The sequence below is a fragment of the Arundinibacter roseus genome, from assembly GCF_004348825.1.
GTDB lineage: Bacteria > Bacteroidota > Bacteroidia > Cytophagales > Spirosomataceae > Arundinibacter > Arundinibacter roseus.
Window position 1 is genome coordinate 359368 of record NZ_SMJU01000006.1, and the last position, 24389, is coordinate 383756.

General features: G+C 44.5%; 20 protein-coding genes. 7 read left to right on the forward strand and 13 right to left on the reverse strand.

Going from position 1 to position 24389, the window contains the following annotated elements:
- Nucleotides 1–330 precede the first annotated feature (330 nt).
- The 7 genes from EZE20_RS11545 to EZE20_RS11575 form a co-directional block, all read right to left on the reverse strand.
- The gene (locus EZE20_RS11545) at nucleotides 331–2244 is read right to left on the reverse strand and encodes a heparinase II/III domain-containing protein (protein WP_132117691.1); all 1914 of its coding nucleotides are present in this window, start codon (nucleotides 2242–2244) and stop codon (nucleotides 331–333) included.
- Nucleotides 2245–2427: 183 nt separating this feature from the next.
- A complete protein-coding gene (locus EZE20_RS11550; RefSeq protein WP_132117693.1) occupies nucleotides 2428–3423 on the reverse strand; it encodes a DUF4466 family protein in 996 nt (331 codons plus the stop codon).
- Nucleotides 3424–3440: 17 nt separating this feature from the next.
- Nucleotides 3441–3845: a DUF5018 domain-containing protein gene (locus EZE20_RS11555; protein WP_132117695.1), complete on the reverse strand. Its 405-nt coding sequence runs from the start codon at nucleotides 3843–3845 to the stop codon at nucleotides 3441–3443.
- Nucleotides 3846–3892: 47 nt separating this feature from the next.
- The gene (locus EZE20_RS11560) at nucleotides 3893–5734 is read right to left on the reverse strand and encodes a RagB/SusD family nutrient uptake outer membrane protein (RefSeq protein WP_132117697.1); all 1842 of its coding nucleotides are present in this window, start codon (nucleotides 5732–5734) and stop codon (nucleotides 3893–3895) included.
- 11 nt (nucleotides 5735–5745) lie between these two features.
- Complete coding sequence (locus EZE20_RS11565; RefSeq protein WP_199879893.1) at nucleotides 5746–9249, reverse strand: SusC/RagA family TonB-linked outer membrane protein; 3504 nt, start codon at nucleotides 9247–9249, stop codon at nucleotides 5746–5748.
- Between the two features lie 150 nt (nucleotides 9250–9399).
- A complete protein-coding gene (locus EZE20_RS11570) occupies nucleotides 9400–10464 on the reverse strand; it encodes a FecR family protein (RefSeq protein WP_132117699.1) in 1065 nt (354 codons plus the stop codon).
- Nucleotides 10465–10679: 215 nt separating this feature from the next.
- A complete protein-coding gene (locus EZE20_RS11575; RefSeq protein WP_132117701.1) occupies nucleotides 10680–11255 on the reverse strand; it encodes an RNA polymerase sigma factor in 576 nt (191 codons plus the stop codon).
- A gap of 385 nt (nucleotides 11256–11640) precedes the next feature.
- Between EZE20_RS11575 and EZE20_RS11580 the strand changes: the two genes are divergently transcribed.
- The gene (locus tag EZE20_RS11580) at nucleotides 11641–12807 is read left to right on the forward strand and encodes a L,D-transpeptidase family protein (RefSeq protein ID WP_132117703.1); all 1167 of its coding nucleotides are present in this window, start codon (nucleotides 11641–11643) and stop codon (nucleotides 12805–12807) included.
- A gap of 22 nt (nucleotides 12808–12829) precedes the next feature.
- Here the strand turns inward: EZE20_RS11580 and EZE20_RS11585 are convergent, their stop codons facing one another.
- The 5 genes from EZE20_RS11585 to EZE20_RS11605 all read right to left on the reverse strand — a co-directional run bounded on the left by EZE20_RS11585 (nucleotide 12830) and on the right by EZE20_RS11605 (nucleotide 16699).
- Nucleotides 12830–13393, reverse strand: a complete 564-nt coding sequence (locus EZE20_RS11585; RefSeq protein WP_132117705.1) for a pentapeptide repeat-containing protein — start codon at nucleotides 13391–13393, stop codon at nucleotides 12830–12832.
- A gap of 49 nt (nucleotides 13394–13442) precedes the next feature.
- Nucleotides 13443–14138: a hypothetical protein gene (locus EZE20_RS11590; RefSeq protein ID WP_132117707.1), complete on the reverse strand. Its 696-nt coding sequence runs from the start codon at nucleotides 14136–14138 to the stop codon at nucleotides 13443–13445.
- Nucleotides 14139–14213: 75 nt separating this feature from the next.
- On the reverse strand, nucleotides 14214–14564 hold the full coding sequence (gene folB / locus EZE20_RS11595; RefSeq protein WP_132117709.1) for a dihydroneopterin aldolase: 351 nt from the start codon (nucleotides 14562–14564) through the stop codon (nucleotides 14214–14216).
- A gap of 83 nt (nucleotides 14565–14647) precedes the next feature.
- Nucleotides 14648–15649, reverse strand: coding sequence for a DivIVA domain-containing protein (locus tag EZE20_RS11600; protein ID WP_132117711.1), 1002 nt, complete (start codon nucleotides 15647–15649; stop codon nucleotides 14648–14650).
- A gap of 144 nt (nucleotides 15650–15793) precedes the next feature.
- The gene (locus tag EZE20_RS11605; protein ID WP_132117713.1) at nucleotides 15794–16699 is read right to left on the reverse strand and encodes a WD40 repeat domain-containing protein; all 906 of its coding nucleotides are present in this window, start codon (nucleotides 16697–16699) and stop codon (nucleotides 15794–15796) included.
- A gap of 63 nt (nucleotides 16700–16762) precedes the next feature.
- Here EZE20_RS11605 and EZE20_RS11610 point away from each other — a divergent pair, with 63 nt between their 5' ends.
- Nucleotides 16763–17392: a 4'-phosphopantetheinyl transferase family protein gene (locus EZE20_RS11610; protein WP_165933456.1), complete on the forward strand. Its 630-nt coding sequence runs from the start codon at nucleotides 16763–16765 to the stop codon at nucleotides 17390–17392.
- Nucleotides 17393–17407: 15 nt separating this feature from the next.
- On the opposite strand, the gene EZE20_RS11615 is transcribed toward EZE20_RS11610, so the two are convergent.
- On the reverse strand, nucleotides 17408–18259 hold the full coding sequence (locus EZE20_RS11615; RefSeq protein ID WP_132117717.1) for a transglutaminase-like domain-containing protein: 852 nt from the start codon (nucleotides 18257–18259) through the stop codon (nucleotides 17408–17410).
- A gap of 224 nt (nucleotides 18260–18483) precedes the next feature.
- On the opposite strand from EZE20_RS11615, the gene galE reads away from it, so the two are divergent.
- The 5 genes from galE (at nucleotide 18484) to EZE20_RS11640 (ending at nucleotide 24361) form a co-directional block, all read left to right on the forward strand.
- Nucleotides 18484–19500, forward strand: a complete 1017-nt coding sequence (gene galE, locus EZE20_RS11620) for a UDP-glucose 4-epimerase GalE (RefSeq protein ID WP_132117719.1) — start codon at nucleotides 18484–18486, stop codon at nucleotides 19498–19500.
- A gap of 8 nt (nucleotides 19501–19508) precedes the next feature.
- Nucleotides 19509–20564, forward strand: coding sequence for a dTDP-glucose 4,6-dehydratase (rfbB, locus tag EZE20_RS11625; protein WP_132117721.1), 1056 nt, complete (start codon nucleotides 19509–19511; stop codon nucleotides 20562–20564).
- A 54-nt stretch (nucleotides 20565–20618) separates the two neighbouring features.
- Nucleotides 20619–21479 (forward strand): glucose-1-phosphate thymidylyltransferase RfbA, encoded by an 861-nt coding sequence (gene rfbA / locus EZE20_RS11630; RefSeq protein WP_132117723.1) that lies wholly within the window; start codon nucleotides 20619–20621, stop codon nucleotides 21477–21479.
- Between the two features lie 127 nt (nucleotides 21480–21606).
- A complete protein-coding gene (locus EZE20_RS11635; RefSeq protein WP_132117808.1) occupies nucleotides 21607–22251 on the forward strand; it encodes an O-methyltransferase in 645 nt (214 codons plus the stop codon).
- Between the two features lie 55 nt (nucleotides 22252–22306).
- Nucleotides 22307–24361: a LysM peptidoglycan-binding domain-containing protein gene (locus tag EZE20_RS11640; RefSeq protein ID WP_228713699.1), complete on the forward strand. Its 2055-nt coding sequence runs from the start codon at nucleotides 22307–22309 to the stop codon at nucleotides 24359–24361.
- Nucleotides 24362–24389: the final 28 nt, after the last annotated feature.

Genomic DNA, 24389 nt, shown 5'->3' on the forward strand with positions numbered 1-24389 from the left:
CGGACGCACGCTTCGGAAGATTACCCCTACAAGAATTTTACAAATTATTCGTAGAATCGTGTAAGAAAAGAGATGCTAGTTAACCATCTACTCGTAATCAGTCAATTTGTCATAGCGTGTAAGATGCTTTAATTTATTTATATAACCGAAAGTAATTTATGCATTAATTTAAAATATAATCATCTGTTTATCAACATTTTGCATAGATCAAAAATTTAGTTCTCTTTGACTATTTTCAATGTAATTCAGCAGTTTTTGGGCACAAAAAAAGACCTCTGCCAGATGGAAGCAGAGGTCTTTTTAAGTAAAATTAATTTTGTATTAAATCTTTTATTTTTTGGATTTCCCTTTCCACTCGTTCAGCGGTTCCGCCTTCTGAATGTTTTTGGAAGAAGTGAAGTATACGGTAAATGCCTGCGTAGAATTTGCCGGCAGATCCGATTCAAAGCCGATCAGCTGTGTGCCTGGATTAGGCGCATCGTAATCATGCGTCGGAACGGTCGTCCAGGTTTTTAGCGTAAGAGGGTTTTGGGATTCAAAAATCAAATACATCTTTTTACCGTTCTGCGAAAGCTCGACCGTCGAGCCATCCACAATACGGGCAGAGGCTGCCGTCAGCAAGGTCCAACGCAAATGGGTCGTTTTGTTTTTGGTTTTTATTTCATCCCGTACCACCACATATTTTTGTTCTTTTAATGCAATGCCACGCTTGATTGTTTCCACCTGATCGGCATATACGGTTGATAAATCCGACACAACACTCTGATTCATCGGTTCTTCGGACCATTGATCAATTTTGGCATAGCCCTTTACCTGCTGACAGGCTCCATTAAAAGTTAATGTATTGTGAACCAAATTATTATATCTGAAAATATCCCAGCGCTCGGCATCCTGAGTCCGGCCAAAAAGCTTGATACCCCGCTCTTCCAACGAATTATATTCCTGCGGGCCAAAATCCATGGCCCAGCGCTCACCCTGTACATCAAGCACAAACGAACCGATGTCCATATGCGCGTGATTCACAGAAGCTGAGCCTGCTTTGAATCCTACAAAAATCGCATTGGGGTCTGTCCACGAGGTCCTGAACATAGCAACCGGGCTATCCCCCTGCCCTACCCATATGTTTGATTTAGGTGCCGAAATGGTTTCCAGTTTCTGCTCGGGGCTCCAAATAAGTAGTGTAGGCAAAATACGATTTCCCGTTATTTTTCCATTACTTTTTGCCATCAGAATACTTCGCTGTCTCCACAACAGGCTCGGGTCTTTTTCCCGACCGGCAAACCAGAACATTGCCGGACTTACGCCTTCACTCAACCCGCTGTCGCCCCAATTGTGGACCATGCCCGTAGGACCGACCATACTTTGATAAAAAGATGCGGTTTCTGAAAATCCTTTAATTTTTGTTAGTCCAAAATCAGAACCCAAAGCTTTTTCCAGTGCACTGATAAACAATACATTAAAGCTCGTACCGTAACCCCAATAGCCAAACCCTTCGGGGTATCCGCCATCGGGTCCGTAAGCTTCCATTGCCCTGGGAATTGTTTGAATGGCCCGGCTGATGGTCCCGGCAGCGAGCGCGGGCTCATCTTCGGCAAGAGCCAATGCGCCAAAGATCATCCCGGCATTGCATACCTGATTCCAGTTATGCTCGGCTGTTAAAAACCAGTTGTACCTGGAATCGTACGATGGCTTAATGCCTTTGGTCAGCATCGCTGACTTTAAAGCTTGGCGCGAAGCGGGCGACAGTTGGTCATACAGCCAATCATACCCGATAGCCACGGCCATGGTCATTTCGGCTACATCCAAAAAATGCGAAGGATTCCAGTCTGAAAATGCGGCAACTGCCAAAAGTTCCTTCTCGGCTCGTTTGAGATATTTTTCTTCTTTGGTCGTGCGGTAGGCATAGGCAAGCTGCATGACCCGGCGCAGGCACTCGCGTGATTTGTCCAGCAAACGGCGACCAATCTGAATTCGCTCAACGGGTGCAACTGCCAGTAAATTATCGCATTCAGCAAGAATGGCTTTATGGACATTGCGCAGGAGTTCGTCATTTTCAACTTTTTGCAACACTTCTTTTTCCTCGCCTTTTTTCCAAAGAAGTCGCGGATGGCTTTTGTCCATCTTTTGCAAGTGTGCAAGAATAGTGGCACTATCGCCCGGAACAGATCCGGCGTGTTGCGCAAAACTGCTGAACGCAAAGAAAAAGAGCAACACGAGGACACCAAATGAAAGATTACTTTTCATATAATTGGGTTTAGATAAAAAAGTGTTCGCATGTGTAATACAAGTAGTTACTGTACTTTACCCTGTTTTTTTAAAAATATTTTTATTCACTAACAATTTCACCACCAATTATCAAAAAGTATGGGCAAAAAAATAGGTTTGGACAATCGGATGAAGGATTGCCCAAACCTTAAATCATTTCAACTATTGAAGCGTGTAGCGCTTGATGCTGATTCTTGCTGTTTTTGCTGAATTATTTACAGCATTGATGTACACATACGCCCGGTACTTACCATCGGCGGTTTCTACCCAAGCCCCCGCTTCTGAACGAAGATTGATGGCATAATTCGGTGCTTCGGAAAGATTAAGCACCTCAAAATCAAGATCATCAATATAAATTCCAAATTGCAATCGCGCCAGGTGAAAATCACGGAGATTCCAGACTTTGCTGATCCTTGTGCTGTTGGTCAATCCTGAGGGAATAAGTACATCCGGACGATATTGGGCTTCCGCAACGGGCGAAACCAACGCATGGTTAAACGTAATATTTGGAATAGAACGGTACAAATACACGAGGTCAATTTTGTCGGGCCGCTGAGCCGCTTCCTCTGCCGTGTAAACGGCCATATCGGCAATTGACAGATAAGCCGCCTTACTATCGCTAATGGTCATGTCCAGTTTCATATCCATTTTTGCAATGGTATATGGCCCCATTTCGTAGGTGATTTTCTCGCCGGTACTGCTGGTTGAAATAAACTTAAACGAAACCTGCTGTCCACGGGCCGCTTCCGGAATTTTGTAATAATACCGCAGCGTAGCCGCAGAGGTATCAGCCGTAAAATTTACACGTGTAATGGGTCCCTCGCTTGACGACGGCTGACCGACCACTACGCCGATATCATCGCCGCTTCCATTGGTGTAGTAGGAGCGGTGTTCGAGGTACGTACCTGAGGCACCACCAATGGAGGCTTCTACTTCTGCCGACACCAACTTACCTTCTTCGGAAGGAAGCGCCATGGCAAACGCAAATTCGAGGTCCAGCCCAACTACATTTGGGCCTAATGTTCTTTTGATAACGTCGTTCTGAAAACCTACCTTTTTGAGCGGCGTTACCGTTGGATTCTCCTCTATTTGGCAGGCGGTCAATCCCAGCAGGAGAGACAAACACAGGGTTGAAAAATATGAGATACTTCGTTGCATGATCAAATGGTTTATGATTACGGTTTTTGAACAGTAATGAAAACTGTATATGTTTTTCTGACCTTCCGATTTCCCGAAACGACAGTATACGTTTTAGGGTTGGTCAGGTCTGAAAAATCCACTTTGCCCACAATTTTGGGATCAAGTTTTGCGTCGGTAACGAGTGAGAACTGTGGGTACACATTTCTCAAATCCGTGCCAAAAAATACATCCACCTGAATGGTTTGGGCTACGGTGTCAATTACTGCATTTTTTGTCCGAACCGTTTGAAAATCAGTACCAAGTAATTCAAAATTACTTACAAAACATTCAGCACGATCGGTAATGAGCAGGCCATCCTCATCGATTGGGAATTCGGGGGTACATCCCCACACGCACAGGGCAGCCATCAGGGCTATTAGTATTTTCGAATATCGTTTCATCAGCTATAATTTTTTAGTAATTAAATCCCTTTTTGGAAAAAGGCCGCTTAGAGCCAGGGAGTGTTTTGGGTTAAGTTGGGGTTACGATCCCGCTCACCGGGTGGAATTCTGAAAATATAGGCTTGCTGATAGACCCGTTCGTCGGTGTTTTGGTAGTAGCGCTGTTGATTGGCGCCGTGGGTATCAATGCGCCACACTCCGTCGGAGTAAGGAGCTCCCCATACACGCTCAATGGCACGCCACCGGCGAAGGTCAAACCCACGGTGTCCTTCGGCCAAAAGTTCAATGATACGTTCCTGCTCAATTGCATCAAAAAACGCCTGTTTACCCGCAACTTTGTCAGCTGCCAAAGCAGGAAGATTTCCTCGGTGGCGAATTTTATTTACCAAGGCAATTGCATCAGCCTGCGGCCCGCTTATTTCGTTGGTTGCCTCGGCGTACATTAGATACACATCAGCCAGTCGCATGACAGGATAGTTATAGTTACCTTCGCTACGACCTTGTCCGGCATAATTTCTCAAAAACTTACGGAATACGTAACCTGAGTTTGTACCATCTGTATTATAGGAAGTCAGGCGCTCACCATTAATGGTAACGGGCTGATTCCAGGTCCGATAAATGAAAGGCACCCAACCCGTAGATTGGAGGGCGATCATGCCGATACTACGTTCAAAATCCCACATAATGGACGATTTCATACGATAGTCACGGTCAGCATAGCTTTGAGGATTCACGGCTGAGCGGGGCATTGTGCGTGCACCAGCAGTGGTCGGATTCATGGGTATGAGTGGCTCAACGAAGTCTCCGGTTACGGTAGACTGATAGCGATCGGCAATTTCGTAGCGGGGCGAAACCCAGCATTGCGAACCTTCGTGCGAGCGCCCCGAAACGTCACGCATGAGCTCTTCACCCTGATTGGTACCGGGCCCGCCGTGCGTAAATACCATAATCATTTCTGGATCACCGTTGGCAACCGGTGTAAAGAGATAGTAGTAATTGGGCAGAATGTCGGCCTTACCAATTTCATCAATCGGACCGGGCTCTCCTCCTCTGAAAAGTGCCAAACCATAATCCTCAATGACAGCTTTGAAATCAGCGGCAGCTCCTGCGTATGCTGTATTAGCTTCGGAAGCACTTGGCGTAAAAGTATCGAGCTCAGGCCAGCCATTTTTATTCCAGGATGCCCAGTATAATTGCAGTTTACCCCGGAAAGCCAATGCGGCGGGTTTTCCGGCCCGGCCAACCGCTGAACCTTTTACCGGTAGTTTTTCGAAGGCATATGTAAAATCCGCCATAATGGAGTCTTTTACCTGAGCCATAGGTATCCGGGTAATGTCCGACACTTCTGAGTTGTCATTAATTACCTTGCTAATATAGGGAACATCACCCCACATGGAAATCAATCGAAAATAAACCATTCCTCGCAGCAGGCGAGCTTCGCCTACAATTGCTTCCAGATTGGCAACCGACGACGGATTGGCAGTAGCAAGCAGGCGATTGGTGTTTTCGATTACATAATTCGCACGGTTTACACCACCATACAAGTAGCGGTACATTTTATCAAAACTTGCACCATAACCCACCGGATTATAGTTGGCACCCTGATAGGCATCCCCCAAACGCAGGTTGCCATTGGTCGCACTTGTACCTCGTGTACGCACATATTCACCGTGTCCGTCAAGGTAGTAATCACGGTCAAACAAGGGACGGATTGAACTATATGCTCCCTGCAAAGCAAAGGTGGCATCAGCTTCGGTTCTCCAGAACACCGCGGCCCCAAGTTCGGTAGTTGGCTCCTGCTCGAGCAAATCTTCCACACAAGAGCTTGCCATGAACAATGTGGCGGTCAGGAGTGAAATGGATAGTATTTTGGATGTTATCTTTTTCATGAGAGTTGTCATTAAATACCGATGTTAATACCAAATGAATAGGACTTATTCAAGGGGTAGGCATCACTTCTGTTGCCAGTTTTTTCAGGGTCAAGACCACGGAACTTGGTGAATGTCGCCAGGTTCTCAGAAGAAGCGAATACTCGTACATTGCTGATCCCTAATTTATTAGTCACAACCTTAGGGACATTGTATCCCAACTGAACGTTTTTGAGACGTATAAACGACAGGTCATCCAGCCAGAAAGTAGTTTCTTCCCGGTTAGCACTTCCTGCCAAACGAGGCCATTCGCCGCTACGGTTTTCTACCGACCAGGGATTTTCCCAGTGCTGCCAGGTAGAAGCATAGCGCTGCGAACCAAAGTTTACGTTGTTGTAAATGTTGAGCCAGTAATCCTTACGACCGGTTGACCCTTGTGCCAAAACCGTTAGGTCAAAGCCTTTCCAGGACACACTGGCATTCAGGCCAAAAAACGTGGTGGGTCGGTTGCGCTGAGTTTTGGGGTAAGCTTTTCTATCGTTACCATCAATCCGGCCATCACCGTTGAGGTCTTTCCGAAGAATATCACCCGGACTTGCTCCCTGTGGAGTAGCGTTGTATATATCCTCCCAGGTTTGGGCAATACCGGCATCTTCGTAAGTATACAGAAATTGATAAGGCATATTTAGAAAAATCCAGCCTCTGCCCAAAAACTCATTCCACTCTTCCAGTACGGTTGCATTATAGGACGCATTCAGGTTGACACTGTACGAAATATCGCCCCGGCTTTCGCGCCAGGTAATGTTGGCTTCAACACCCCGGTTGCGCAGGTCACCGATGTTTCTACGAGGTGCTGTATATGCACCAGTCAAGTGAATCGACATTTCGGACGGACGGTTCATACCCGTAGTAAGACGATCGTAATAATCCAGTTCAGTGGTCAGGCGGTTGTTAAGAAAACCTAAATCCAGACCAGCGTTAAATACTGTGGTAGTTTCCCAGGAGAGATCGCGGTTCACTAGTTTTTGATTTACAAACCCTTTCACAATACTTCCGCCAATCATATAGTTGGAGGAATTGAGCGTTTCTTTTTGCTCAAATCGCCCTACGCCGGAGTTGTTACCCAAGGCACCATACGACACCCGAAGTTTACCGCTGCTCATGAAGCGATCCGTGAAGGATTTAATGAAATTCTCTTCCGTAAAACGCCAACCCAAAGCCGCCGATGGGAAAAAACCAAACTGACGCTCTGTTAAGAAACGGGAAGAACCATCGTACCGGAAGTTCAATTCAAGCAGGTATTTGTCATAGGCAGCGTAGTTTAATCGGCCAATGTACGATTGTAGTCCTTCGGTACTTGAATTACCACCCGTGGTCTGAATATCCGTAAGTGCCGCATCAACTTCACTCAGCGTTGGGTACAAACGGTCGTTCCGGCCTGAGGCCTGATAGCGGTCATACCAGTATTCCTCGCTATATACCACAAGTGCAGTAATATCATGATTACGGGCAATCTTTGTTTTGTAGGTCAATCGGCCATTCAAAAGTGTTTTGTGGCCATTGTTTGTAAAGTTGCCTACACCGGCATTGTCGCCTACATACACGCGACTTCCAAACGTATTGGTCTGAAAATTGAACGAACGGTTAGGAATTGGCGCCGTTACCCGAAACTGATTGTAGTAGTTCAACGCATAATCCAAACGAGCCGTCAAACCTTTGATAGGCGACCAGTCAATGTATATATTGGTGTTTGCTTCCTGCCGATTCTGACGGTTCAGGTTGTTTACGTACAATGTATAAGGGTTATAAGCCTGCGGATCTTCGTTGTAGGCCATTACCCCGCCATAATTTCCAGACACCGGATCGTAGGGTACAATCCCGGCGATAGCATACTGCATGTCAAATCCAGCAGTATTGGTAGCATTGTCATCTGTAAACCCATCTTCCAGTGCATAGGTGAATTTAGACCAGTTGCCATTGAAGCGAATCCCTACGTTGATGTTGTTACGGATTTTGTAATCGTAGTTGAAACGGGCATTGTAGCGGGTAAAATCATTGTTTACCTGCAATCCCTTTTCATCCATGACTCCGACAGAAATAAAGAAATTGGATTTGTCATTTCCACCAGAAGCCGATAAGTTATGATTTTGAACCGAACCCGTCCGCATGATCACATCCCACCAGTCAGTACTTGGGTACCGCAGCGGATCTACCATGCTGAGCGCCATCCACTGATCAATTGTTCCGTCACGGAAAAGCTGATTGGCACGCAGGGTGTTAACCGCCGCTGACCGCTGATGCAGAGTAAGTGCCCGTGAATAATCGTTCATAAAGTCGTAGGCACGGGTTGGATTCTGGAAAGCGTAATTGCCTGTATAATTGATACTCGCTTTTTCCTGTCCTTTACCCGATTTGGTCGTAATCAGAATTACCCCATTCGCAGCCCGTGATCCATACACCGAAGCAGATGTCGCATCTTTCAAAACCGATATACTTTCAATATCATTCATATTCAGACGGTTAATATCCACATCGGGCATTCCGTCCACGACTATCAGCGGGCTGGCGTTGTTAACCGTACCCAACCCACGAATAATGAGTGCAGCATTATTACGTCCGGCCATACCAGTTGACTGTGTAACGGCCAAACCAGGAACCAAACCTGCTAAACCAGACGAAACGTTGGTCAGCGAGCGGCTCGTGATTTTGTCATCAATCGTTACTGTAGAAACAGCGCCGGTCACGTTGGCTCTTTTCTGCGTGCCATAACCGACGACCACCACTTCTTCAAGAGCCTTGATGTCAGCTTTCAAAACCAGATTAATGGTAGATTGAGCCCCCACTTCCACTTCCTGTGACATATAGCCAATGGCACTAAAAACCAGAACAGACGACTGATTGGCCACATTGATCGTAAATGTGCCTTGCACATCCGTATTGGTGCCGTTGGTCGTTCCTTTTTCCAAAATATTTACCCCCGGAATTCCCTCTCCATCTTCTCCGGTAACCTTTCCGGTGATCGCAATGGCTTGCATTTTCAGGACGCTTGTAAGCATTTGGCTCACAACTTCCGAACGAAATGGATTTTGAATTCCGACCTTAGGCTCACGGGTTGCCATATGAACAGGTGTCGGGGTAGCCGAGCCAACCATTTCAGTAACAGTCACTTTCTTTGTCGGATTGTGCATTACATAAATTGTCTCGTTTACACGACGAAAACCAAGGCCGGTTTCTTTGGAAATGGAGCGCAGCACATTGCCCAAACTAGAATTTACAAAGTTGTGGCTCAGCTTTTTGTTGGCAACCAGTTCTTTGGTGTACTGAAAATTGAGATCCGTTTTTTCTACAATTTTCACGAAGGCATCTTCCAAACTTACGTTTCGAAAATTTGCAGTGATAAAAATGTTCTCGATACTTTTCTCCTGTGCACTCAGATCGGAGGCAGTAAGAAGCCCCACAAACACACACTGAATCATAAGACCGATCATAGCATACCTTGTCATGGCTACAATTTGTGGTAGTAATTTGTATTTCATAATTTTAAGGGTTAATAAATAGTCTATTAAATGGAGCCCAATGTGATTTAATGGAGCGGCAACTCCTGCAAATCCTGGGCGGCCCTGAAAGCCGATGATGTTTCATTGTCGGTTTTTTTTATTTAACTACTGTTCATTTTTTAACTATTTTTACTTTATAACAACTTTATTATCAAGGACTTCATATGAAAATCTTTCTGGATATCGGCAAACATCCAAAATGTAATCAATTGATTTTTTCTCAAACTTTCCGCTAAAACGCCAGGTAGAATCTACCTTCACACCTTGCTGAACAGTCACCTCAACACCGTACCATTTTTCAAGCTGATTGACGATTTGGGGGAAACTCGCCTTTTCAAAATAAAGTATACCATCCTTCCATCCTAGCATATCGGTCTGATCAAAGCTGCTCACTTTCAAGGCCTTATTTTGCTTTTCCAGCGTGGCCATTTCGTTACGAGTCAAAAATACCTCGTTCGTTTCGGTTGATTCTGTGTCTTCTTTTTGGTTAGAATTTACCGCCACTTTGCCTTCCACCACGGCTACTTTCACCTCCTGATTCTCGGGATAGGCTTTTACCGTAAATTTGGTACCGATTACTTTCACCCGAATGTCTTCTGTATAAATGAAAAAGGGCGCGTGGGCATTGGGCGCTACTTCAAAATAGGCCTCGCCTTTCAGACGAACTTCCCGGCGGTCTTTCTCAAATTTTTCAGGATAAGATAAAGTAGAACCGGCGTTGAGTTGAATCACCGTACCATCGGTCAATGTAACCGTTACTTGCTGCCCGTTAGGAGCCTCTTTTTGGGTTAGTAAAGTAGACGAAGGATGGAAGAAAGGCAGGTAATTTTTGCCAATCCAAAGCCCGGAAAGCAAAACCAACGCCGCCGCAGCCACTCGTAGCCACCCTGGAAAATAACGTATAGGGATATCTTCTTCCTCACTTGCTGACTCCGGCTCCAAATCAGCGATCTTTTCCTTTACCACTTCCCACTGCTGCTGTACGACATTCATATCGATTTCCTCGGTACGGAAAGACATAGACATCAACAAATGCCGCGCCTTTTCTACTTCGACTCGTTGCTCAGGATGCTGAATCAGCCAGGTATTCCAGCGTGTATCCAACTCTGGATTTTTATGCCTGATCCAGTTAACAAAATCATCATCCAATACAAAATCAGATGCTTTGAAGTGATTGTAGCGTTCCTTTTCCAAATGCGTTCAAATTGATCTATACCCCTATAAAGCTTCCTTTTTACCAGAGTGACCCTTTGGAAATTATTTTTTTTCTAAAAAAAATGCAGAATCTTTTTCAAAAGAAACAAGCAAACCACCTGAGCAAGGCTAAACTAGCTAGTATAAAGTAGTTAACTAAGCTTACAGGTTCTGAAAGTCATGGGAGACAAGGCCGGAGAAGCCTTTCGGTAAATTTACTCGAATCGGTAGGTAAATCGAAGTTCATCATTCAGTGTATCGAGCGCTTTGTAAATCAACTTATAAACGGCCCGCGTCGTGATATTCATAACGGCTGCAATTTCGGCAAAGGACTGATTGCCAAAATATTTGAGGTAAAGTGCCTCTTTTTGTCGTTCCGGAAGTTTCTCAATAGACTGTTGCAACAGAATTAAATTCTCCTTTATCGACTGATCCTGAATAAGTTGCGCCTCTACTGAAAGCTCCGTTTGGAGGTTAAATGTGTCCAAATCAATGCCCATTCGGCCATTTTGATCTCTCATGCGTTTCAGCACAAGGCGACGTAACGAAGCAAGCAGATAGTTGCGGATTGAAGTGGTAGTGCCCAAAAACTCCCGCCGTTCCCAAATGGTAAGAAACAGGATTTGAATACAATCCTTTATCTCGTCTTCGTCATCATGAAAACGAAGGCAATAGTTGAACAAAAACCCATAATTCGTCTTGAAAATACTTTCAAATACAGAAACATTTCCTGCTTTCAAAGATTCCCAAAGTAATGCATCGGTTCTGTTTTCGTCCTGATTCAAGTTCAATTGCCTTTCTACTTATTTAGTGTCTGTTATTCTACCGGCCAATTTACTCCTACCTGCCCGATTAGCGCTGTCTGCAGGGTCAGGCTATTGAGGTATAGCGCTTAGGATGTGGATTGGGTTTATGTATTGCTTTTTCAGGATTTTGTATCTTTTCGATACATGGATTTACTTTTTTACTCCGAATCTAACTTTTTTGGGAAAGTGAATGTAAGAAAATGTTATGATTACTTGTTCAAACAGGACGCCAAATACAAGGAATCCCCCTACTTTTTAGGTCATATCGTCAAATTAGTGGTTTTTGTTGGAGGCAAAAGAATCGTTCTTAGTAAACTCCACACTGATAAAAATCATTTCGTATTCGGTTGTATTTTTTATAATTCGGTCTATGAAAAAACTGCCGACCTCCATGCTTTATATAGCTTTAATTACAGTATCGGTTATATGCTGTAAAACGACTACTTCCGAAAGCACCCGGCAAGAGCGCAATTTTATCGCAGTAGATTCCATTCAATCGGCAAGGTTACAAGAGCTTGGAGCCTATTTGGACTCTACCGATTTGTCAGCGTCAGTGCTGACAGTTGATTCGCTTTTCGCCTTGGCCCATCAGCTTAAGTACGGCTCCCGGCCTGCTCATATTAGTTATATGGCACTTTCAGAAACCCTCGATTCTTCCTCCTTAACGAAGATTGTTGCCGCATTTCTGAATCCTGAAACTCAGAATTATATGCAGCAATTTCAATCACTTGAACCCACCGCTCAGCAATATCATTCCCTCAAAAGACACTATCAACGACTGATCCGCGAACAAAAAACCGACAGCTTACCCGGAGTTCGGGAATCTCTTCGGGCTTTTCGGTGGATGCAGCGCATAACAGATAGCACACTTGTGGTTATAAATATTCCATCTGCCGAATTATTCGTCAATCAAAAAAACGGCGTTGAAAAACTTCGGATGCGGGTAATTGTCGGTAGTCGTAGCCACCAAACACCTTCATTTATTACTTTCTCGGATGAATTGGTCACCTATCCCTACTGGAATGTTCCTCGTAGCATCGCGCTAAAAGAGATTCTGCCAAAAGTAAAACGAAATATAGGGTACCTTAGTCAGAATAATATGCAGATTATTGATTCTCAGGGGAATATACAAAACCCGGAAGCCTTATCCTGGGCAGATTTCAGCGTAACTAATTTTCCCTATCGGTTTAGACAATCGACCGGCTGCGACAATGCTTTGGGGCTGGTAAAATTTAATCTCAAAAACCCCTACTCTATTTATCTTCATGATACAAACGCGCGGAGTTTGTTTTCCCGCAGCAATCGTTGGCTAAGTCATGGATGCATTCGGCTACAAAAACCAACTGAACTAGCTAATTTTTTTCTGAATGATGAAGTATTTGACGAGAAATTCATGGAACTATGCCGCCTGAACGCCAAACCCTCCACGCTCAAACTACCAAAACCTATTCCCGTTTGTATTGTATATTTATTGACTGACGTAGACACAAGCGGAAACTTACGCTGGAACTCGGATGTATACGGTTGGTACGAATAATTCGAAAAAACAGGATACCCTTTTATTCAATAATCAAAGCATATTTATGAAGCAAACCGGGCAAACCTTCTTTCGAGAATTTTGCCTTTTGAATTCGGTTAGTTTCCGGATTTATAGAAAAATTCCATGCCGTTCGTAAATCTGCTTTTTCAAGATTTGTTTCGTCAAAAAGAGCGCCGGAAAGGTTGCAGTCCGAAAATATTGCTTGCGAGAGATTGGCCCCGGCAAAATCTACCTCTTGCAGCGAACAACTCAGAAACCTTGTTTTTCGCAAATCCCGGCCATAAAATGACGATAAATTGAGCTGACAATTATCAAAAGAAACTCCAAATAAAAACGGATTACAGGCATCAAAATGTACACCTACAAGCTTACAGTTCTGAAAATGTACCTCCTGAAACGACGTTCCCTTGGTGTGAGACAAGCTAAAATTACAGGAATCAAAATGGCAATTGACAAACCTAATCTGTGAAATAGTTGATTCTGAAAAATCACATTGTTTAAACAAACACTGTTCGTATTCACCCTTGTCCAACGGTTTTTCTTTAAAATCAATACCTACAAATTCCTGCTCTTCTATGTACATACCTTGTCTTGTTCCTTAAAAATGTTTTTGTAAAATTAAATCAATTGATTCAGGAAACTGTCTGAATGTTGGGAATTGGAAATTTCATTTTAAAATCACGAATTGCCAAGCCACCCAATAGATTTGACTCGTTCATCATGGGAAAAAACTCGGGATCAGAAAACCATCCGGTCGCACGCAGCCGCTGCCCTTTTCCCCTGGCTTCGGGTGCGGTGACGAGCAGTTCGTGGCGGCGTTCCTGACCGATTTTTAACGGAAAAAGCGCCGTAGAAATCGGAAATTTCCAGCCTGAGCGTTTTAGATGAACCGAGAAAAATGGTTTCTTATTTCTGCTCACTACCCATGTTTCTTCCAACTCACTTCTAGCCAAATCGTTCGTAAGCACATCAAAATCAGCTACTTCTTTCGGGATCCCCCAATTTTCGACGCCATTCCATTGGCTATCCGCAGAAGAAACATAAATCTTGGAAATTGAAAACATGTAGCTACTGGCAAACTTAAATATACCCGGAATGTAGAGTAGCTCGTGGTAAGGGCCTACCGGCGATTCGGCATAGTCTACGAGCAGCAAAGCCCCAAGCCCGGTAATCAATCGCTGACTCTGATATTCTTTCAAAAAGGCATATTTTTGAAGTGCTTCTTTGGACTGCCGAAACAGAAAAATACTGCCATTTCCCCGAAGTTTCCAGGGCGCAGGAGCTACTCGGGAAGGGCCAGTAAAAAAGGGATCTTCGTAGTTTTTCACTTCTGAAAATTGGTTTAGGTAAAAAAATTTTTGAGTAATTTTTTATTCCAATCTGCCACTCAAAAATCTACATCATTATCCAGCCATTGTAATGCGCGAACGTTCACAAACTCCCCCAATCGGTGGATTAAATTTTGATACCGATACCTCAACCCGGCCAATTTCCGGATGTAGTTTTTTTATTTCTTCAATCAATCGGTACGCAATATGTTCCAGTAATCGTGCGGGTTCCTGCATTACTTTTACGGCCACCTGATACAAGTCAACGTAGTTCACCGTGTCGCTCAGGCGATCTTCCTGAGCCGCCTTTTCAAAATCCGTATGAACGGTAATATCCAGCGAATAGCGATTTCCCATTTTTTGCTCCTCGGCAAAATACCCGTGATACGCAAAAAACTCCATTCCTTCCAATGAAATTGTTCCCAAGGTTGAATAAAGAAAAAGTGCAGAAAAGCCATTATCAGGTAGGTTTTTCTGCACTTATGTTAAAAAAATATACGATTGATTTATTAGCCTATTTGATCAAAAAACGAACCTTTATTTTTGGTATCGTCTTCCGTTTGGGCACCTTTCTTTGCCTGTTCAAGTTCCTGAGCGGCTTTTCGATTTTGTGCCATTTTCTCAATTTCGGCCATTGCTTCTGAGGCAGCATCCGAAACACGGCTATGCCCAAAGGTCATTTCTTCATTACCTGCTTCTTCCGACGCAGTTTCCACGTCTTCATCGCCTTCACTATTTTTAGCAACTACCTCAATTTCAGCACCTTCTACCGCCTTCAATTCAATTTCTGTCTCAGCTTCCATTTCTGATGTTTCCACTGGAATATCAGCAACTATTTCTTCGGCGGCAGGCACTTCCAGGTCATTTTCCGACATAACAATCGCCTCCTCTTCACCTGACTCCTTCTCTACCGGTTCGGCAGGTACTTGCGGTTTGCCTGCTTCCAGAATTTGAAGTTTAATTTCCTCCATCCGTTGCCCAAAGGATTCCTGATTAAACTTCTTTTCAAAACGTTCTACGGTTTCATTAGTGTTGTTAACCAGGGATTTAAGCTGAACAATCAGATTATCCCGGTATTTTTCCATGGTCTTAAAATCCCTTTCCTGATTTTTAAGCTCATTGATAATTTCTTCTTTGATAAACTTCGCCTCATTTTCGGCATCCTGCACAAGCATAGCTGCTTTCCGACGAGTTTCAACCAGCATTTCATCCGACTTTTGCCGCGATTCAAGCAGGTATTTTTCGGCAGCTTTGTTGGCCTGATCCGTAATTTGGCTGCTTGTGTCCTCTGCGGTTTTGAGCGTCCGGAAAAGTGTCATTTCTACATCTCGTAGCTTATTGAGTTCTTTTTCGGCAATTTCGAGCTGCATTTTCAGCATTTTATTCTCGTTCATCACGCGCTCCCATTCCTGCGAAAGTGAGTTCAGAAAGGCATTTACCTCGTCGATATTGTACCCTCTAAATCCTTTTTCAAATGTATGCTGACGAATATCAATCGGTGAAATTTTCATTCCAATAGCCTTTTTTATGGTGACGTAACTGATTCGGTAAGTACAGATTTTAATTGCAATTTTCAAAAACTTATGCAAATTATTATGTATTCGTAGTCAAAAATGAGACCATTTTTAATCGGCAGCCAATAAAAGTTTTCAGGATTAATTATCGCCAAACTCCCAAACAGAGACCATCCGGTCGTCACTTGCCGAAACAAGCAGGTTTTCGGTGGTCATCCACAGCAGTTTATTGATGGAAGTAGCATGCCCTGCATGTCGGGCCCGATCTACCACTTTTAGGAGTTTAAAAGAATTTGCATCCCAAATTTTTATCGATTTGTCCATACTTGCCGTAGCAAGCAAAGCGCCGTTGCCGCTATATGTGATATGATTTATCGAAAACATGTGCGCCGGAATATCCTGAATCGACTGATAATTTTGTTCAACACACCATACTTTCAGGTGCGCGTCACGGCCGGCCGTGACTAAAAAAGTACCATCAGGAGAGTACTGCGCTGAAAAAACCGAATTGTCGTGTGCTTGAAATCTTTTTTTCAACGACATCGTGGTTAGATCAAAAATGCACACGCACCAATCACTAAATCCGGCGGCCAATTCGTTGGTAGTTTTCAGGATTGCTAACGTCCGGACACTTTTCTGCGAAATTTTCAGGTGCTTTTGGATTGAAAATGTCGGTGCATCCACCACCGTCAGAATTCCATCTCCCTGAGCGATATACGCTTTTTGTCCCTGAATTTTTATGTCAAAAATGGCTAATGCTCCTAGCTTGATGGAAGCTACAATCTTTTTTTGGACAGGATCTACCACCTGAATGCCTTCGTAATTATGCCCAATCCAAAGCAACCCGGTTTGCGGGTCAAGGGCCAATGCATAGATTGACGCCCCTACCCGAGCGACCAATTCACCCAAATCAGGCTTTGTTACATTCCATCGAACCACCTGCCCGTCTCCCCCGGCAGAATAAAAAATGGGGGAACGTTGATCAGAAATTAAAGCGTAAACACAGTCGCGATGCCCCGAAAAAGTATCAATTTTGCGTACATTCATAAAAATAAGCCAGCCTGCATGCAGGGAAGGCCGTTTAGAAATTTGTTAGTTAACGTTTATGTTATGCCGCTCGTTCACTCCGAAATCATTGCATCCAATTGTCCGCTACTTGTCTGGAAACTTACCGAAACCCTAGATGAGTTACATGAACTCTTGCCGATTTACTGCGAAAATGATGAATTAGCTTCCATTTCTCATCCCCAAAAAAAACGAGAATGGCTGGCTGGAAGACTGGTTATCAAGTATTTATTGGAAAAGGAAGGCCACATTTTTATGGGTCTCCGAAAAGATGAACACGGCAAACCGTTTCTATTAAATTATGATTTTTTCATTTCGGTCACGCACACAGCTGAATATGTGGCTGCGGTTTTATCTCCACAGAAGGTTATTGGAATAGACATGGAAAAAAAACACGAAAAGTTACTCAGAACATTTCCACGTTTTATGTCCAAAGGCGAACTTCGTCCTGACCCACAGCAGCTTGCGCTGTTGTGCATGTATTGGTGTGGCAAAGAAGCGATGTTCAAATTGAACGGACGCAAAAAAGTAAGTTTCCAGAAAGACATTTCACTCGAACCACTTACAGCCGAAAGTATCACCGGAACAGCCCGGCTGCATGACGACGGTCAGACAATTTCAGCGGGCTTACATTTTCGATGGATTGACGATTATTGCCTTGCCATTGCGGTTTGAGTGAATTTCCGTAGGTTAATCTTCAAACGAATTTTCGTCCAAAATAGCGATCAGTACCTGTTCTACTTCCTTGATCTTTTCGGGCTCGCCGGCTTTTTCGTACGAGAGAATCAGATTTCTCAGGACCCGCTGTACGATTTCAAGGTTGGAGCAGGGTTGAAAAAAGGAATCTTTGGGAGGCAAATTCAGCTGTGCGATGTAGTGATCAATGTCGGTTTTGGAAAAAATGATCCCCCGATTAAATACATTGATGTAGAATTGAACTTTATCCTTTTTAAAAGTCAATACAAATAAATTAGGCAGATTAACACCGTATACCGGCATGTTGAGCCGACGGGCAATCAGTAAGTAAATCACACACAGGGTGATAGGATTTCCCCGGCGGCTTTCGAGCACGACGTTGATCATAGAGTTAGCGGCCGAATGGAAACTCTTGGTATTGGCACCAAAATTCATGGATCCATAAAACTCTCCGTTCAAAATCTTCACCTGATCCACCGGATTCATCTCCGCTTTAAATTGCAGCCATACCTTATAGTACAGTTGATTGACATCAGCCTGCAATTTTTCCAGCGACAAATCCGGATATTGATAGGTAGCCACGATCCACATCCCTTCCAGTAAATCGATGGCACCACCGTTTTTCCATTCGGTTAGCCGCTCAATCATCACGGAGAGTTGAAGTTCGTGAATCAACTCTTCGATCCGGCGTTGGGCAATTGCGCTGAAACTTTCCTCCCATTCAGATTCCAGAAAAGGAATAATCTTACTCCCCATCGACCGGATTTTCTGCTCTACAAGCGTCGTTACCTCCGAATCCTCATCGTCCAACAGCGAAACCAATGCTTTTATTTCTCGCTCATTCATACCTGTTCATTTCTTTTTTCCACTACGAATGCTTAAAGAAAAACAATTTTTATATGGCTTTCAAATTTTCTACTTTTGCCACGAAAAAAATTGCACTTTCAATAGAAAGAATCGACCCTTAGATTGATTGTTTTGTATTTTCATCAATAAGTTACTTCTTTTGTTCAAAGATCGTTTATGAACATTTTTTGCCCGTCTATTTCTACCAAGTTTTTCCTTAACTCATGAAAATACTAGTTACCGGAGGTACTGGATTTATTGGCTCCCATACGGTTGTTGAGCTGCAATCGGCTGGTTTTGAGCCTGTCATTTTAGATAATTATTACAATTCCAATGAAAAGGTTCTCACGGGCCTCAAAAACATTACGGGCGTAGCCTATTCGTGCCACACCATCGACTGCACCAACGAAGAGGCGGTTCGTACGTTGTTCAAAAACGAAGCTTTTGACGGTGTTATTCACTTTGCGGCCTACAAAGCCGTGGGCGAATCGGTAGAAAAACCTTTGAAATATTACGAAAATAATATTGGTTCTCTGCTCGTACTGCTGAAAGTCATGCAGGAATTCGGCGTGTCCAATTTTGTATTCTCCTCTTCCTGCACGGTGTACGGCCAACCCGACTCGCCCCCCGTAACCGAAGACACGCCGCGCAAACCCGCCGCCTCACCCTATGGCAATACCAAGGCGATTTGTGAAGATATTATCCGGGATCATGTATTTTCAAATCCCGGGCTGAAAGCTTTGTCGTTGCGCTATTTTAATCCGGTTGGCGCTCACCCTACGGCAGAAATCGGAGAATTGCCGCTCGGTGTTCCCAGCAATTTGGTTCCTTACCTCACACAGGCCGCTGCCGGACTTCGTGAAAAACTCGTAGTTTTTGGCGATGATTATAACACCCCGGATGGCAGTTGCATTCGCGATTTTATACACGTGGTAGACCTCGCAAAAGCGCACGTAAAAGCCATTGAACTCCTGAACTCGCAGACAGAAGCAAACTATTACGACGTAATTAATGTGGGAACAGGAGAAGGGAATTCTGTTTTTGAACTTATTAATACCTTTGAGGAGGCAAACGGAATCAAGCTCGCCTACACCGTAGGACCTCGACGTGCGGGCGATGTGGAGAAAATTTGGGCACAGGCTGACAAAGCAACCACTGTTCTCCAATGGACACCGGAAAAAACCCTGACCGATTCGCTGCGTGACGCCTGGAATTGGCAACAAAAAATAACCAAGAAGTAATTGATCCTATGAAAAAAATACTAATCACAGGCGGAGCCGGATTCATTGGTTCTCATGTAGTTCGGCGGTTTGTCAATCAATATCCCGACTACCATATTTATAATCTTGATGCGTTGACCTACGCCGGAAATCTGGAAAACCTGCTGGATATTGAGCATTTGCCCAACTACACGTTTGTCAAAGGAGATATAACGGATGCGGCTTTTCTGGATGGTTTGTTCAGCGAACATGATTTTTTTGGGGTAGTTCATCTCGCCGCCGAGTCGCACGTGGATCGTTCCATTACGGACCCCTTGGCGTTTGTGATGACCAACGTAATCGGTACGGTGAATCTGTTGAATTCCGCCCGCATTGCGTGGAAAAATGATATGGCCAATCACCTTTTTTACCACGTATCGACGGATGAGGTATACGGCGAGTTGCATAATCCAGAGGACTTTTTCCTGGAAACTACAAAATACGATCCCCGATCGCCCTATTCTGCATCCAAGGCTTCGTCTGATCACTTTGTACGGGCCTATCACAATACCTATAAATTGCCGGTGGTGATTTCCAATTGCTCCAACAACTACGGTCCCAATCATTTTCCGGAAAAACTGATTCCGCTGATGATTCATAACATCATGCAAAACAAGCCCTTACCGGTATACGGCAAAGGCGAAAACGTGCGTGACTGGCTTTTTGTGGAAGACCACGCAAGAGCGATTGACGTTATTTTTCATAAAGGTACGCTTGGTGAAACCTACAACATTGGCGGCCACAACGAGTGGAAAAATCTGGATTTGGTACTTCTGCTCTGTCGAATTATGGATCAGAAATTAGGTCGCGAAGTTGGAACGTCCGAAGGGCTGATTGTGTACGTAACGGATCGGGCCGGGCATGACCTGCGCTACGCAATTGACGCCACTAAACTCAAAACAGAACTAGGTTGGGAACCTTCGCTGCAATTTGAGGAAGGACTTCAAAAAACCGTTGATTGGTATTTTGACAATCAGGCTTGGCTGGACAACGTGACGTCGGGCAACTACAAGAAATATTACGAAGATATGTATGACGGACGCTGAAATGTTCGTCAAAAATGTAGATGAATAAAACTCAAATTGGGTAAATAAATTTCTATGAAAGGTATCATCCTGGCCGGAGGCTCCGGTACGCGGCTTCATCCGCTCACACTCGCTGTCAGTAAGCAACTTATGCCGGTTTATGACAAACCGATGATTTACTACCCGCTGTCTATTCTGATGCTCTCGGGGATTCGGGAAATTCTGATCATTTCGACTCCGCATGATTTGCCGCATTTTGAAAAATTATTAGGAGATGGCAGCTCTTTGGGTTGCTCTTTTCAGTACGCAGTACAGCCTAGCCCCGACGGGTTGGCGCAGGCATTTATCATTGGGGAAGAATTCATCGGAAATGATAAAGTTGCCCTGATTTTGGGCGACAATATTTTTTATGGCTCCGGGCTGTCCAAACTTTTGCAAGCCAACAATGACCCCGACGGAGGCGTAATTTATGCGTATCAGGTACACGATCCCGAGCGCTATGGCGTCGTAGAATTTGATGACAATTTTCAGGCACTTTCGATTGAGGAAAAGCCCGAAGTACCTAAGTCAAACTATGCCGTGCCAGGACTTTATTTCTATGATAATGACGTCGTTGACATAGCCCGAAACATCAAGCCTTCGCCGCGTGGTGAACTGGAAATAACCGACGTGAACCGTCGCTATCTGGAACTTGGAAAACTGAAAGTTGGTGTACTTGACCGAGGTACGGCATGGCTCGATACGGGCACGTTTCAATCGCTGATGCAGGCCGGTCAATTTGTTCAGGTGATTGAAGAAAGGCAAGGTCTGAAAATCGGATGTATTGAAGAAGTAGCCTACCGAATGGGTTTCATTGACGATGCTCAGCTCAGAAAAGTAGCACAACCACTTCTCAAAAGCGGGTACGGTACGTATCTCGAACGTTTATTAAAATAATTAACCTTTTTACACAAAAAGGAGAGAAGTAGCGCAGGAATTTTACACAAGAATTCTGAAAAGATGTCGTTTCTTTGATATATTTGAAGAAACGACATCTTTTTTATTTCTCTTGCCGCCCAACAAAATGGAGCTCTTATCCAAAGAAATTGAAGCTTATGCCGAGGCACACAGCGAGCCTGAAAGCGAATTGCTTCGTTTCATCAACCGTGAAACTCACCTGAAAGTCCTGCGTCCCCGAATGCTTTCAGGACAGCTTCAAGGCCGCATTTTGGCCCTGTTTTCACGATTGATACGCCCCGTATCCATTCTTGAAATCGGGACTTACACGGGCTATTCGGCGTTGTGTTTGTGCGAAGGCTTGCAGCCAAACGGCACTTTACTCACAATTGACAAGAATGAAGAACTTAGGCCTTTCGTGGAAGAAACATTTTTGCGCTCGCCTTTTGCTTCTCAAATTGACTTTCGTGTCGGAAAAGCACTTGATATAATTCCAGATTTACCCGGTCCTTTTGATCTTGTTTTTATTGACGCCGACAAAGTCAATTATCAGGCCTACTATGATCTTATACTTGACAAAGTAAGGCCCGGTGGGCTAATCATGGCCGACAATGTTTTGTGGAGCGGGAAGGTTGTACAGCCGTTGCCCGATAAGTACGATAAGGATACGGTAGCTCTTTTGGCCTTTAATCAGTATGTTCAGCAGGATGCACGTGTGCAAAACCTGCTGTTGCCCGTGCGGGACGGAATTATGATCGCTCAAAAAATATAAAAAGAAGCACCTTTTGAATCTAATATGCCGACCAATTAAGTAACCCTTAATTTATATGAAAAAATCTGATACAGTATTCCGAATGGGCAAGTTTTTTCTTGCGTTTTCACTGAGTAGTTTTTTTTTACTGACAAGCACTTCTGCTATCCGGGCCCAGGAATTTCCTGAGGTACCGGCCAATGTAATGTTTGGCGGGTTAATAGTCAAGTTTGACAATGGGGCTAAAAATATTATTGAAACGGATATTCGCAGCCTGATGGCAAACAAGCGGTTTTGGGAAGACAAAATGGATCGTGCTGTTTTGTATTTTCCAATACTGGAAGGAGTCCTGATTGAAGAAGAAGTACCGCTCGACTTTAAGTACCTGGCTTTGCAGGAAAGCTCCCTGACGCCCGATGCAGTGTCGTCTTCAAATGCGGTTGGTTTCTGGCAATTTAAAGAAGAAACTGCCGTCGAACTTGGCCTGCGTGTTGATAATCAAATAGATGAGCGAAAAAACATCACCTCATCGACCCGGGCGGCGGCGCGCTATCTGAAACGTAGTAATCAGCAATTCAACAACTGGGTTTCTTCGCTATATTCCTACTATTTGGGAATGGGTGGAATCAGCAAACTAGTACCCGCCAACTGGGCCTACGCACGTGAGATTTTGCTTACCTCCCGTACAGACCGCTACGTGCTTCGCTTTTTTGCCCACAAAATCGCCCTCGAAGCTGGTTTGGAACGCCACCGAACTGCCAATCGCATCGTACTTTTTGAATACCCAAACAGCGGCGGACGTTCCTTGGATGTGATTGCCCGTGACCTGGAACTTGACCCGCTCGAATTGCGCCGCTTTAACCGGTGGATCGAAACGGACGTGATTCCGATGGATCGCGAGTACGTTGTGGCGCTGCCCGTTGGAACGCCCCAAATCAATACTGTTCGTGAAAAACTGATGTCGGCCCGACAGTCACCCGGGCAGGAATACAATCGTGATGACATTGGTTTTCCGGTATTGCGCAAAGCAAGTGTGCAGCTAAAAGGCCGGAACGATCCGGTTTTTTATGAAATCAATGGCCTGCCTGGAATTCAGGCTCGTCCCGGCGACAAATCGTATGACCTGGCGAAGGCGGCAAAAGTCAGCACGGGTAGTTTTCTAAAATTTAATGAACTCAGCAGCCGGGACCCGTTGGTGCCGGGAGAGGTCTATTATTTGGCCAAAAAGAAGAAAAAAGCAATGGTTCCTTTTCATACCGTGCGGGAAGGTGAAACCATCCGGGGTATTTCCCAAATCTACGGCATACGTACCAAGGATCTCCTGAAATTTAACCGAATTTCAAACCGTAATTTACGCCTGCAAACAGGTCGGGTTATGTGGCTGAATAAAAAGCGTCCGTCGAGTTCGCCGATTGAGATTATAGAAAAAGGCAGCAACTTCCCGCCGGCAACCTCCACTCCTGTACCGATGGCAGAAAATACTTCGACGGAAAAGGCTACTCCTGAGATTCCAAAAAATGCATCTGAACGCAAAAAATACAGCCCAAAACTTGCCGACAAGATCGAAGAGCCCGTTGCCACTACGCCCGAGAAAAAAGTAGATACCAAAGCTCCGGCGCAGGTTTCGGGGGGAACGGGCGATCGGGTGGTGATTATTACGCAGGAAGACCGACCCGACAATTCTACGTTTGATTCGGAAACCAAAAGAAACAATAGAAATCGAAGTACAACTCCTGCTGAAACCCGCACAACAGCTACGCCCTCTACTCCGGCACCCACGCCGCAGCGGAGCAACTCCGGTTCACATACAGTCGAAAGCGGGCAGACGTATTACAGCATTTCAAAGCTATATGGACTTGAAATTAATGATTTATTGGCCTGGAACAACCTGACTTTAAATGATAAACTGGCGGTGGGTCAGCGACTCGTTGTGAGTAAATCGCAGGCAAAACCCACCTCCGTATCGCCGGCTCAGCCTGCTCAGTTTACCGAACACACGGTTGTTTCGGGCGAAACGCTCTTTCGTATTTCCAAAAATTATGGCGTATCGATGGAACAGATTCAGCAAGCCAATGGCATGAGTGATACCAATGTAAAATTGGGTCAAAAACTGAAAATACCCCGCAATTAACCCTTATTCTATCTTTTTTTATTAAGTC